The organism is Anaerococcus degeneri (assembly GCF_017874475.1).
GTDB classification, from domain to species: Bacteria; Bacillota; Clostridia; order Tissierellales; family Peptoniphilaceae; genus Anaerococcus; species Anaerococcus degeneri.
In genome coordinates this window covers 185,454-198,382 of record NZ_JAGGLO010000002.1, presented here as the reverse complement: position 1 = coordinate 198,382, position 12,929 = coordinate 185,454, and the positions used below count along the sequence as shown (strand labels likewise).

The following is a 12,929-nucleotide window of genomic DNA, read 5'->3' as shown; positions in this document are numbered from 1 at the left end:
TTTTTTAGTTAAATCAGCAAATATGTGTTTTTTTACTTGATTAGAAATATTACAATGTTTATCAACTATTTTAGACTCAAGTAAGAAGTATTTATTACAAGATTTACAAAACATTTTCTGCTTCTTTAAATCAATTAGTACAGGATGATCACCTGCCCTAGAGCACCTTACAATAGATGATTTAAATCCGTACTTAATTAGATTATGGTTGGAACCACAATGGGGGCAAACTTGATTAGAATATTTTAATTTAGCTGTTAGAATTGTATGGGTTACACCTTTAATAACTTTGTGATATATTCCATCAGAAAAATTAAGGTTCTTATCTTTGATATTCAGTAATTTTGTAATAAAATAATTGTTAGACATATTTAATCTCCTTTTTAATTTGTAGCTGATTTAATTATAGGGTAAATGATTAAATATGTCTTCTTTTTTTACTAAAAAATCGTGCTGACAGAAGTTTCATTTACTTCTACCAACACGATTTATTATAGAACCCAAAAAAGACAAGGCCATCTGGCCCTGCCTTTTTAAAATTATTCTTATTTTTCGATGCTCATGGCATTGATTTGGTATTCAGATTCCCAAACTGGTGTATTGATGTCGAATCCTTTAACTCTCTTTGTATAACCTGTGTGGTATTGGTTAGAGTATAGAGGAATTTCTGGTAGATAGTCGTTGTACCACATTTCGAAAGCTTCCCAGTTATCTAGGTATTCTTCTTTCTTGGTTGGATCTGTTTGACGAAGTTTAACTGTAAGTTCGTCAGCCTTTGGATCGTTTGTCCTTGTCTTGTTGTCAGATCCCTTAGAGTTATATTGGTACCATGGATCAAATGGTGTACCAAATCCTGTACCCATGTTGAATGCTGTGTATTCTGCATCTTCTTTTGGGTTAGTGTAGTAATCAAGTAGGGTTGTAAATGATCCTGCTGTTACGTTGTATTCCATACCAATTTGTTTAGCATTTACTGGAACTTGGTTTGAAATAAGTGTGGTGATTGGAGATTCGTCAGAACCGTATTGGTTAACTTGAAGTTTCTTTCCAGTTTCGTCATATCTGTAATAATCGAAACCATCAGCATTTTTAGCAAATTCTTCATCTGCCTTTTTCTTATCCCATGGAGTTTTACCATCTTTTTCGAATTTGAATGGTGTTTGGTCAAGAAGTTTGTTAGCTTCATCAAGGTTTAATTGATATTTCTTGAATTCTGGGTTAGCTTCAAGATCTGCTCCTCTTTCCTTATACATCCATTGGCTTGTACCATACATACCGTTTGTTACTACACCGTAACCACCAGCATATGATTGTACGAAGTTGTTTCTATCCATTAGGTGAGCGATAGCTTGTCTAACTTCTTTATATTTTGTAGCTCCTCTGTCTGTTAGGAATGTTACGTTACCATAACCATTTCTTTCAAATGTGTTGTAGCCACCGATTTTGCCTTCGTCAGCTGCAGCTCTCATTTGGTCTACTAGTGGGCCTTCACCTTCAGCTTCCCAAATATCGATGTCGCCATTTTCAAGTAGGTCGATTGCGATATTTTTATTTACGTATTGAAGAATTACGTGTGGGATGGTTGGTTTTTCTCCTTTGAAGTTGCCAGCGTAGTTTTCGTTGATGCTCATTCTAACCATGTTGTTTCCGAATGAATCGAACTTGTATGGTCCTGCTGTTACAGTTGGGTTGATTCTGTATTCATTGTATTCTTTTTGCATAGCATCTTCGATAAGCATGCTGGTTGGGTCGACATCACCTGTTTTTCTCTTTTCAAGTTTGGCTATATCTTCATCGTGAGCTTTTTTAGCTTCTTTGTATGCTTTCTTTTCATCTTCTTTTGCATCGTCAGCTGGTGCTGGATTTTCTTCTTCAAATACTTCGTTATTCTTAGCGATTTGAGCGTCGATGTTTTCGATGTATTTAGCTTTTTCTTCTTCTGTTGGTTTATAACCATCTTTAGCTACGATTTTATTACCTTCTGGAGCTACAGCAAGGTTTTCGCTTACAGCGTGGATTGGGTATGGACCATATCCTCTAAGAGCTGCTTCTTCGTAGTATGGTAGGAATGATGCGTCTACTGTTACGCTAAATGTGTAGTCATCAATCTTTTTAAGACCATCAAATGTGTCTTTGTCACCGTTTTTGTATGCTTCATATCCCATTAGTGGGTCATCACCGATTGATGTTGAACCTGTTACTAATTGGTATGATGGATAGGTGTGAAGAAGTGAACCGAATAGGTAATTATCAGCGTTGATTGGTGTACCATCTGACCATTTTAGGTCTTCTTTAATCTTGTAGGTTGTTGTTTCAGATCCATCAGCATTTTTAACTGTTTTTGGTTCTTCTTTAAGAATGGTCATGTTGTTAATCCATTGACCACCTTCGTCTTGAACAACTGTACCATATCCGTTGTTTCCTTCGATTCCTAGGAATCTTCTAGCTTTAACGTCCATAGAGTTGTTTGTCCAACCTTGTAGGAAGTCACCGTTAAACTCTTGAACAGCACCGATTACAAGTGTGTCGTCAGAAGTTTGTTTGTCGAAAGATTCAAGTTCTGCCTTATCGTCTTTTGCTTCTTCACCTTCAGCTGGAGCTTCTTTGTTATCAGCTGGAGCTTCTGCAGCTTTATCGTCTGTTTTTTCTTTGGCATCTTCTGCCTTATCTCCACCACATGCAACAAGGGTTGCTGCAAGGCCTAGAGCCATAAGTGATGAAAATACTCTTTTCATTTTCATAAGTTTTCCCCCTAAAAATTAAGTAACTTTTTATAGTATAATATTTTATCCTATTAAACCGTCTTTGTCAAGTTTTAGAGCGTTTAGCTTTTCAGTTTTATGAATAATTATTCTTATATTTCGTCAACTTTTCAAGAACTTTGTTAATTTTTTATGGAAGTTCTTTCAGTTTTGCTTATCTCTCTACCTGATTAAACATATAACGAACTTACACCCATCAATAATTTCTAAAATCAAAATTCCAGGCTAATTTAGGCCTAATTTCCAAAATGAATTTACATGAATAATATACAAGAAATAATTACTATATTTTCGAAATTTTGCCTGGTATTTACCCTCCTCTAGTTTTATTTAAATTTTATTCTATTTTATTTAACTTTCTTATTTCTTCCGTCAATTAGGTTTTCTTTTCTATTTAATTTCAAAATCAATATTGATTTCATTTTTAATCTTTAGTTCAATTCTCTCTTCCAATCTTCTTATATGCCAGTCTTATTTTTAAATTTGAATTGGCTTGTCAAAAAATTTCCCACAACAAAAGCAAGGAGAATTTCCTTGCCTTGTTGTGTACTTAATTTAGTTAGGGTGCTATTTATTGCTATTATCTAGGCTCATTGCATTGATTTGGTATTCAGATTCCCAAACTGGTGTGTTGATATCAAAGCCTTTTACCCTCTTTGTATAACCTGAGTGGTATTGGTTTGAATAAAGTGGGATTTCTGGTAGGTAGTCGTTATACCATTTTTCAAATTCTTCCCAATTATCTAGGTAGCCTTCCTTGTCTTCTGGATCTGTTTGACGTAGCTTAACAGTTAGTTCGTCGGCTTTTGGATCGTTGGTCCTTGTCATGTTGTCAGATCCCTTAGAGTTGTATTGGTACCATGGATCAAATGGTGTACTAAAGCTTAAGCCCATGTTAAATACAGTATATTCAGCGTCATCTTTTGGGTGATAGTAGTAATCAAGGAGGGTAGCAAAAGATCCAGCTGTTACATTGTATTCCATACCAACTTGCTTAGCATTTACTGGTACTTGGTTTGAGATTAGGGTTGTGATTGGAGATTCATCAGAACCGTATTGGTTAACTTGGAGTTTCTTTCCATTTTCATCGTACCTATAATAGTCAAAACCATCTGGATTTTTAGAATATTCTTCATCAGCTTTTGCCTTATCCCAAGGTGTCTTGCCGTCTTTTTCAAATTTATAAGGAGTAGCATCTAATAATTCATTGGCCTTGTCTAGGTTTAGGGTGTATTTATTAAAGTCTGGGCTTGCTTCTAGGTCAGCTCCTCTTTCCTTGTACATCCATTGGCTGGTACCATACATACCATTTGTAACTACACCATAACCGCCTGCGAATGATTGGACGTAAGAGTTCCTATCCATTAGGTGGGCAATAGCTTGTCTAACTTCTTTATATTTTGTAGCTCCCCTGTCTGTTAAGAATACTACATTACCATAACCATTTCTTTCGAATGTATTGTAGCCACCGATTTTGCCTTCATCTGCTGCAGCTCTCATTTGATCGATTAGAGCACCTTCAGCTTCTGATTCCCAAAGGTCAATGTCACCATTTTCAAGTAGGTCGATTGCAATTTTACTATTTACATATTGAACTATTACATGTGGAATAGTTGCTTTTTCGCCCTTGAAGTTGCCAGCATAATTTTCGTTTAGGCTTAGTCTAGCCATGTTGTTTTCATAAGAATCAAACTTGTATGGTCCACAAGAAACTGTTGGCTTAATCCTATATTCATTGAATTCTTTTTGCATAGCTTCTTCAATGAGCATGCTTGTTGCATCAATATCGCCTGATTTACGGCTTTCAAGTTTTTTAACTTTTTCATCTTGAGCTTTTTTAGCCTCATCATAGGCTTTCTTTTCGTCTTCTGAAGCATCATCAGCTGGAGCTGGAGTTTGCTCGTTAAATTCCTCGTTTGATTTAGCTATTTGAGCGTCAATATTTTCTATATATTTTTTCTTTTCTTCTTCTGTTGGCTTATAGCCATCTTTAGCAACTATCTTATTTCCTTCTGGAGCTACTGCTATATTATCAGAGATAGCGTGGATTGGGAAAGGCATCACTTGTTTTAAGAAGGCAGATTCATAATAAGGCAAATAAGAAGCATCAGTTGTTACCTTAAATGTGTAATCATCAACTTTTTCAAGACCTTCAAACTTATCATCATCGCCTGCTTTATAGGCTTCATAGCCCTTAACAGAATCCGAACCTATAGTGAAAGCTCCAGTTACCAATTGATAAGATGGATAAGTATGGAAAAGCATGTCAAATAAGTAGTTATCAGCTGTGATAGGCTGTCCATCTGACCACTTCAAATCTTTTTTAATTGTGAAAGTAGTTGTTTCTGAACCATCAGCGTTTTTAACTGTTTCTGGTTCTTTTTCAAGAACAGTCATATTTGCTTGCCATTTGCCACCTTCGTCTTGAACCATAGTTAAGTAGGCATTGTTACCTTCTGTACCTATGTAACGTCTAACTTTAACGTCATAAGAGTTATTTGACCAGGAACCGTAAAAGTCCCCACTCATTTCAGATGTACCTACTACAAGGGTATCATCTGCGGTTTGTTTTTCAAATCCTTCTAATTCTGCCTTTTCATCATCAGAAAGAGCATTTTCGTCAGCATCTTTTGCGTCTTTGTCGTCTTCTTTTTTATCGTCCGCTTTATCTACTGCTTGATCGTCCTTCTTATCAGCAGCATCATCTTTTTTAGCATCTTCTCCACCACAGGCAGCTAGTGTTGCTGCAAGGCCAAGAGCCATCATGGTCGAGAATATTTTTTTCATTTTCATTGTTTTCCCCCTAAAAATTATTTAGCTTTTATAGTTTATTATTTTATTCTGATAACGTGATTTTGTCAAGGCCTATTTTTGCATTTATTTTTATTGTATTTTATATTTATTCATCGTTTTGTCATAATATCAAGAACTATGTTATTTTATTTGTATCTTCTTTCACTTTTTGATAAGGATTTAGAGTGATAAACCTCATTATCATAAGTAGGAAATCATTTGTCCATTTTTATCAAAATCAAAAAAGTATTATTCTTTTTATAGTATATTATTCACAAATTATTTTAAAGATTTGTGCATAAATCAAGATATTCACAAAGTTTTACACAAACTTGCTCTTTAATGGCAAGAAAAAATCCCAGTTTGAACTGGGATTTTGATATTTTTTATAATCAAGAATTGACCTTTTCTTTTTCTTCTAATTTTTCACTTTCCTCATTCTTACCAAAGCCTAAGAAAGATAGTTTGGTTTCAGATATAAGGATAGCTATAAAAATTAAGATGAATCCTATAATCTTATTTCTGGTCAAGGACTCAATTCCCATAAAGACTGGGATTAAGATACCAAATATAGATTCTGTTGCCAAAATTAAGGCAGCTGATGATGCTGTAGCAAATTTTTGGCCAATATTTTGTAAGAGAAGGGCCACAGTTGTGCACATTACGGCAAGGTAGCCTACTTCAAGGATTGCTTTTTTAGTCAAAACTATGGCAGAATTATCTTCAAAGGCCAAAGTTACTATTATAGAAAGGACAGCAGCCATAATAAATTGAAGAATAGTCATCAATATTGGGTCCTTGTCCTTGGATAGCTTGGTTACAGCAACTATGTGGGCTGCAAATAAAAGTCCTGATAGGAGGGCAAAACCATCTCCCATGATAGCTTCCTTGCCTTGGTCAAAGACTGATCCGCCATCACCACCAGCCATTGATACAAAATATATTCCTACTATAGTAAAGGCTGCGGCTATTATATTAAATTTATCAGGTCTTTTCTTCATAGCAAACCAGGCCAAAAATGGCACGATTACGCAATAAGAAGCTGACAAGAAGGCAGACCTACCTGGATCTGTGTAGCCAACTCCAATGGTTTGAACTGAATAGGCCAAAAACAAAAATATACCTATTATAAGGCCGCTTTTTAGGTCGTCCTTAGTCATTTCTCTTAATTTTTTCCAAAAAATTATGGATAGGATTAGGGCTGATACTGTAAACCTAATCGCTAAAATCATATTTGGTCTAAAGGTCTCTTGGGCAACCTTAACTACAGTTAAAGAAGACCCCCAAAGGATGGCCACTATCAAAAGTAGGACCTTTCCTAAGAGACTTTTTTTACTCATTTTTTGAATATTATTTTTTTGTTCACTCATATATTCTCCTTTTTATTCTTTTCTCATTAAAAAACATGTACCTTGTATTCATACCCGAAATGTTGAGTTTTTAAATATTTTTTATATTAAAAGGAAAATCAAAAGAATTTTATGATCTAATTTTAAAAAATACCCACAAAAAAACTAGGCAAGATTTGCCTAGTTTCCTAATATTTATCTTACATTTTGTTTACATACATCCTGTTAGACTTTGCATTTTTTAGTCTGTAATATTTTACAGGTCTTCCTGACCTATCGCCCATGTTACCTACTCTAGGTGTTACTGTTACGCCGTTGCCTGAGTAATTCATGTGGACAATTGTATCTTGGTTTTTATTTAAGATAAAGCCTGTGTGGCCGCCTTCGCCTAGTGACTTGCCTGGAATTCCTGCTACGAAAATATCGCCGTAATCAATCTCATCTGGGCTTATTTCATACATTATATCCCCCTTATCTCCCATAGAAAATAGGGTTTCTGTGTTGCCTACATAGGCATCTGATTTTAAGAATCCTCCATAAATCAAGGCCCTAAATACTGCAGAAGAGCAGTCAGCTGCTTTTTCTGTTTTTCTTAGGTGGCCCATATGGTAGGTCATACCGCTATTTTTAGCCTTAAACATCCATTCCATTACAGAGTCGATGTTTCTATCACCTACTACTTCGTAACCAGAAATTGTTGCTATTCCCTTTTCATCAGTCTTATATATTATACCATTTTGCTTGAATGTAGAATTAACAACCATTCCATTGTTATCAAAGCAATATAGGTTGCCGTTGATTTCCCAAAGACCTTTTTGGACATAACCTGAAGAATTTGTGTGGAAGGTCTTTCCTTCGAATGTCACCCAATCTTCTTTTACAGTTGTTGCTATACCTTTGTCATCAATACTATAGTATTGACCATTGGTAATTGAAGGCCTATTAGTTATCATAGCCCCTGTATTATAGTTAAAAACATAGGAGTTACCATTAATCTCAACCGCTCCCTTAGCTAGAGAACCGTCAGCCAAAGTCCTATAGGTTATGCCATCAAGTGCAAACCAAGTGTTCTTAGGGTTGGTAACAACACCAGTTTGGTCAACTTCATAATATTTATTTGAAAGGATCATCTTCTTATTTTTTTGAAGAACTCCATCCTTATCAAACATATAGTCCTTATTACCAATTCTTGTAACACCCTTGGCAAACTTGCCGTCAGCTAATGTTCTATAAACAGTATTGTTGACATTTACCCACTTATTTGGGGCAGTATTCATCTTACCTACCCTATCTACCTCGTAGTAAACACCTTCGGTGATGATTTTTTTATTTCTTTGAAGGACTCCATCATTTGAGAAATAAAACTTTTGATTTCCAATTTGGCTAATTCCCTTTAGGATATTGCCATTTTGGTCGTTGTAATATATGTCATTGCCAATATTTAGCCATCTATTTTTAGGTTTTGAAATAGTACCAGTTTTGCCAGCCCTATAAATCCTACCATTTACCATGATATTGGCGTTTTTAACTAGTTTGTTATTTTTATAATAGTTAAGTTTGTTATTGTTTTTTACAAAATAACCACCAGCATTACCTGTATAATAATTTTCTTCGCCTAAATTTGTTTGTTCGTTTTGAAGCTCACTAACTTCTCTAGAAGTATTATTCGCTTCTTTGATAATTTCATCCAGGTTCTTGTTATCATAATAAACAACCCCAGGAATTCTCTCATTTGTTGTATTTTCGTCTTTTGTATTTTCTTCAGAATTTTCACCAGGAATTTCCAATACAGCTTGGTCACTAGAATTATCAGAAAGCTTATTTGCATCCTTAGCAAGAGCTTCAGTATTATCAGCACTTGGGTTATTATCAACAACATCTAGGTTTGTGTATGACTTTGGAACTATTTCCAGGTTTTTATCAACAGCTTCACTATCCTCGCTAAACTTATCCACGCTCTCTTTGACAAATAATTTTTCATCCTCATTAGCATAGGCATTATCAGCTAGGTTGATAGCGGAAGTTATAAATAATGTCGAGGCGAGCAGGACAGTTTTATTAATTTTTTTCATTGTCTTTTACCTCTCTTTATTACAATTTAATTACAGACATTTCTTCACTATTATAAAATCTATACCTATTATATAATATTTTAAGGGAAAATGCAACAAAAAGGTTACAATTTTGTAATAATTTCAAAAATTCTTTGAAAGTTTCCTACACTTTGAAGGTCTACTTTATAAAGACTTGCAAAAATGGTATGATGGAATATATAAACTTATTAAAACCGAAATAAAAAAGGATGGAAATATGAATAGAAAAGCACTAATCCTAGCCCTCGCCCTAGGCTTTGTAATAACAGGATGCAAGGACTCTGATCTTCCTCAGTCCAAAGTTTCAGAAGAAACCATAGCCAAGGCCCTAGATGGCAAGGTCGACTTAGAAAAAGAACAAAAAGAAGAAGATAAGAAAGAAAAAACTGCTGATGAATCAACAGAAAACGAAAAATGGCAAGCAAATGGAGATAACCTAAAAAAACTAATGGTAGATATGGGTGAATTTGCCCCATCACTTGCTAGAAAGCTAGACGGAGATGACCTCGTAAAACTTTACAAAAAATGTGAGAAAATGAGCGAAAGGACAGGCTATTGGGATGTAAAAGACTTTTTCTTCCAAGAACTAGCAAATGAATATCCAGACAAATCCCTCAAATTCCCACTAAAATCAATAGAATCAAAATACTACTGGAAAAAATCTACAGATGATTTAATCGGAGACAAATTTGAATGGGAAAGAAACCTCATGGTAGAAAATGGAGCAGACTACAACGAAATCTGGTCTTTCACCGACAAGGAAATCGAAGATGCCTTCCACGAAGCCTACGAAAAAGATCCACTAGCCTACTATGACGACTATGTAAAAATGGCAACAGAGATCCTAACAGGAAGTTCAGACGAAGAAGACGGAGAAACTGGTGCAGCAGATCCAGAAGACTACAAGGATCTAATCAAATTTGGCTCTAACGAAAGAGACTACGAAGCCCTAAAAGATGCCATGGTTAACCACTACGAATTTGACAAAAAAATCGTAGAAAAAATACCAAACAAGGACATAGACCTAGCCTATACCCGTGCCCAAAAACGCCTAGAAGAAACAGGCTTTGGAGACATTGGACTAATCTTTGACGAACTAGGCAAACTCTACCCAGGGGCATCAACACTTTATACTGGAGAAAATTAAAAAAATACAAGTAAAAAGACGGGAAATTTTTCTCGTCTTTTTTGTAATTAGAGTAACTATCAGATTTTCTTGTAATAAAAACTCCCTAGTCCCAAAAATGCCATAGCAAAGCCTATAAAAGCTTTGTAAACTTTCTCTTTTTTTATTAAATCTTAACGATATTTTCCTAAATTCATTCTTCCTCTTCAAGTTCAGATACATCTTCAATTCTTTAGATTATTGTGAGCATTTTACCATAACTTTTTAATGCAAAAAGCCCAGCGTTTCTACTGAGCTTTTATTTTTAGTCCCTGAATTCACCTGTTATTAATTTTGAAGATATCCAGCCCTTTTCTATTTTTAGCCAGTATCTGCCTCCGTCATTTACTACTTCTTCGCAGTGGACTTTATCGCCGTTGTTGACGTAACCTGATACTCCTGAGTTTAAGTTTGGTTCGGTTCTGACTTCTCCCATGTTGGCGTCGATTTTTAGGTCTTTGTTTAGGAAGTCTGCTTCTTTGTAAATGTCTGTGTAGGCTGGGTTGCCGTTTTGGCCGTAGGAGTTTGTTGCCCTTAGTTGTTCAAGGTCATATTTTTCTGCTAATTCTCTCCTGTTGGCTCTGGCTTCCTTGGCGTCTTCATTGCTATCTGTTTTTGCGTCTTTTTCGCTAGATTTATCACTATCTTCTTCTGTATCTTTGCTTGTTTTTTCTTCTGAATCTTCTTTTTTATCAGTTTTTTCTTCTTCTAGGCCAAGGTCAGCTAGGCTTATATTTTCGCCTTTTAATTTTTCCTTAATATCTGCTAGAGTTTTTGATTCTGGCAAGAGGTCTGTGTATGTGTTGGCAAGTTTTCTTGCTTCTTTGTAGTCCTCATCTGTAACTGCCTTTTTGATGTCTTCTATAACTAGGCTTTCGATTTCATCAAGTTTTTCTTGGGCTTTTTTATAATAATCGCTAGCTTCTTCTGGGATGGCTTTTAATATTTCTATGGCTTTCTTGTAGTCTTTCGCCTTTATCTTTTCTTGGCTGGTTGTAATTGCCTTTTCATAAAGTTCTACATTTTCTTCTATGGCTGTTTCTTGCTTATTATTTTTAGCCATTTCTCTTTGAGCACCGAGCTTAAAGAAATAAGATAGGACTATAAAAATAACTGCAAATGCCATTACGGATCCTAGGATTAGGCCGTAGGTCATTAGGTCCCTGTCTTTTGATCTTTGCCTTTGTCTTTCTGTACGCTTCCTACTTTCTTCTTTAGAGATTTTTATCTTTTGTTTTTCATTATTATCTTCTACAAGACTTGCCCCGCAGGACTCGCAGACTTTGGCCCCGTCTTTGTTTTCTTGGCCACATTTTTTACAAATCATATATTTCCTCCCTTGGTTTTTTTACATTAATATCTAGTCTTGTTATTATTATATCATAAATTATAAATTTGCACTTAAAAAACCGACTAAAATCCTAGTCGGTCTGGTTTTTATTTATTAAGATATTCTTTATAGAAACTTAGGTCTTGGACTGTTTCGACAACTCCCTTGTAGACCCCATCCTTATCCCTTACTGCATAGTAGGAAATGGCAAAGTCCCTACCTTTTATATTTCTCACAAGTTTTAGAGAATCTTTACTTCCTGCCTTGAATTCTTTGATTAGGCCCCTTACAATCGGTTCTACTTGGGGTGGATGGCAGGAGTAAACTTCCCTGCCTAGGGATGTTTCTGGTCTTTTGAAGGCTTTTTTCCCTTTGTGGTCGTTGTAGTAGGCGTTTATGTCATTTTCGTCAACATAGGTTATTTCAATTTCTAAAGTATCAAGCATGGCCTCTAATTGGTCAACTCTCATCTTACCCTTGGCAAAATTTATATATCCATCTGTGTATTCATTTATTTTTTTATTTTCCGCTTTTTTGTAGGAAACAAGGTCGTGATCATAGTCACCAAGATCTTTGAAAAGCAGGTCAAAATCTTCATGGCTAATTGTTTCAAAGGCCAAAGGATAGAGGATATTTTCTTCCTTATAGGTCATCTCCTCAGCTCTTTTTATGGTTTCTAGAGCCAGGTCTTTTTTATTAAGTTTAATAGCTTTTTTGAAATTATTTGCTATATCAATATCCACTGCCCACATGACATCTGATGGGCCTGGTTTATTGTATTTGGCCTTTAGGATTGGATAAATTAAGTCGCCTTTTTTCCTGTAATGGTTAAAGACCTTGTAGATATCTTCTCCTAGGTCTTGGTCATTTTCTAGGGACTTTTTTACATTTTCAAGTATTTCTTTGATTTTATCATTTTCCTTGGCAAAATAATCCAAAAATGAACCTTCCTCGTAGGTAGAAGGATTTTTCTCACTTTCTGTCTCACCATGGAATAAGGCAGAATGAACATCACAGAGCTTTCTAACCTCGGCCTTATCCATGCCAGCCCCTAAAAGTTCTTCTTCGGCATCCATAATTTCTGAAGAAGAAACGCCCTCAAAACTTTTCTTAAAATCTTCCCTAACAGATTCCAAATCTTCGCCAGATGACAATCTCTGAAGGTAAGATTTAATTAATTTTTTCCTCTCCAAAACTTCCGGATTTTCTGATGAATCAACTAATTCATAGCCCATTGCTTTTAGTTTAATCTCATAATCTTTAATCCCCATCATCTTGGCTCCGCGCTTAATGGAGACAGATTTTCCTAAACTTTTTACCATAAGCGGGTTATTAAGGGCAGTAAAGCCCACACTTATTAGGTCGTCTTTTAATTTATCATTATCTTTTATCAGTTCATAAACAGTTTTATTTATATCAATTATCATATTTATCACT

Annotated in this window: 8 protein-coding genes; 1 reads left to right on the top strand and 7 read right to left on the bottom strand. The window is 35.3% G+C overall.

Features of this window, described 5'->3' with window-relative positions:
* The 5 genes from J2Z38_RS04300 to J2Z38_RS04280 all read right to left on the bottom strand — a co-directional run.
* A partial coding sequence (locus J2Z38_RS04300; RefSeq protein ID WP_209772838.1) for a transposase family protein occupies positions 1-369 on the bottom strand: 369 nt, incomplete at its 3' end.
* 176 nt (positions 370-545) lie between these two features.
* Positions 546-2,741, bottom strand: coding sequence for an ABC transporter substrate-binding protein (locus J2Z38_RS04295; protein ID WP_209772836.1), 2,196 nt, complete (start codon positions 2,739-2,741; stop codon positions 546-548).
* A 588-nt stretch (positions 2,742-3,329) separates the two neighbouring features.
* Positions 3,330-5,555: an ABC transporter substrate-binding protein gene (locus J2Z38_RS04290; RefSeq protein ID WP_209772834.1), complete on the bottom strand. Its 2,226-nt coding sequence runs from the start codon at positions 5,553-5,555 to the stop codon at positions 3,330-3,332.
* A 392-nt stretch (positions 5,556-5,947) separates the two neighbouring features.
* A complete protein-coding gene (locus J2Z38_RS04285; protein WP_374045214.1) occupies positions 5,948-6,925 on the bottom strand; it encodes a DMT family transporter in 978 nt (325 codons plus the stop codon).
* 179 nt (positions 6,926-7,104) lie between these two features.
* Positions 7,105-8,976: a peptidoglycan amidohydrolase family protein gene (locus tag J2Z38_RS04280; protein WP_209772832.1), complete on the bottom strand. Its 1,872-nt coding sequence runs from the start codon at positions 8,974-8,976 to the stop codon at positions 7,105-7,107.
* Positions 8,977-9,214: 238 nt separating this feature from the next.
* On the opposite strand from J2Z38_RS04280, the gene J2Z38_RS04275 reads away from it, so the two are divergent.
* Positions 9,215-10,144 carry a hypothetical protein gene (locus J2Z38_RS04275; RefSeq protein WP_209772830.1) on the top strand — a complete coding sequence of 310 codons (930 nt, stop codon included), beginning with the start codon at positions 9,215-9,217 and terminating at the stop codon, positions 10,142-10,144.
* 283 nt (positions 10,145-10,427) lie between these two features.
* Here J2Z38_RS04275 and J2Z38_RS04270 read toward each other — a convergent pair whose 3' ends face one another.
* Both J2Z38_RS04270 and J2Z38_RS04265 read right to left on the bottom strand, forming a co-directional pair.
* Complete coding sequence (locus tag J2Z38_RS04270; RefSeq protein WP_209772829.1) at positions 10,428-11,489, bottom strand: zinc-ribbon domain-containing protein; 1,062 nt, start codon at positions 11,487-11,489, stop codon at positions 10,428-10,430.
* Between the two features lie 110 nt (positions 11,490-11,599).
* Positions 11,600-12,919 carry a DUF438 domain-containing protein gene (locus J2Z38_RS04265; RefSeq protein ID WP_209772826.1) on the bottom strand — a complete coding sequence of 440 codons (1,320 nt, stop codon included), beginning with the start codon at positions 12,917-12,919 and terminating at the stop codon, positions 11,600-11,602.
* Positions 12,920-12,929 lie beyond the last annotated feature (10 nt).

Coding starts and splice junctions, on each gene's coding strand:
- J2Z38_RS04295 (WP_209772836.1), bottom strand. CDS start 2,741: ATGAAAATGAAAAGAGTATTTTCATCACTTATGGCTCTAGGCCTTGCA.
- J2Z38_RS04290 (WP_209772834.1), bottom strand. CDS start 5,555: ATGAAAATGAAAAAAATATTCTCGACCATGATGGCTCTTGGCCTTGCA.
- J2Z38_RS04285 (WP_374045214.1), bottom strand. CDS start 6,925: ATGAGTGAACAAAAAAATAATATTCAAAAAATGAGTAAAAAAAGTCTC.
- J2Z38_RS04280 (WP_209772832.1), bottom strand. CDS start 8,976: ATGAAAAAAATTAATAAAACTGTCCTGCTCGCCTCGACATTATTTATA.
- J2Z38_RS04275 (WP_209772830.1), top strand. CDS start 9,215: ATGAATAGAAAAGCACTAATCCTAGCCCTCGCCCTAGGCTTTGTAATA.
- J2Z38_RS04270 (WP_209772829.1), bottom strand. CDS start 11,489: ATGATTTGTAAAAAATGTGGCCAAGAAAACAAAGACGGGGCCAAAGTC.
- J2Z38_RS04265 (WP_209772826.1), bottom strand. CDS start 12,919: ATGATAATTGATATAAATAAAACTGTTTATGAACTGATAAAAGATAAT.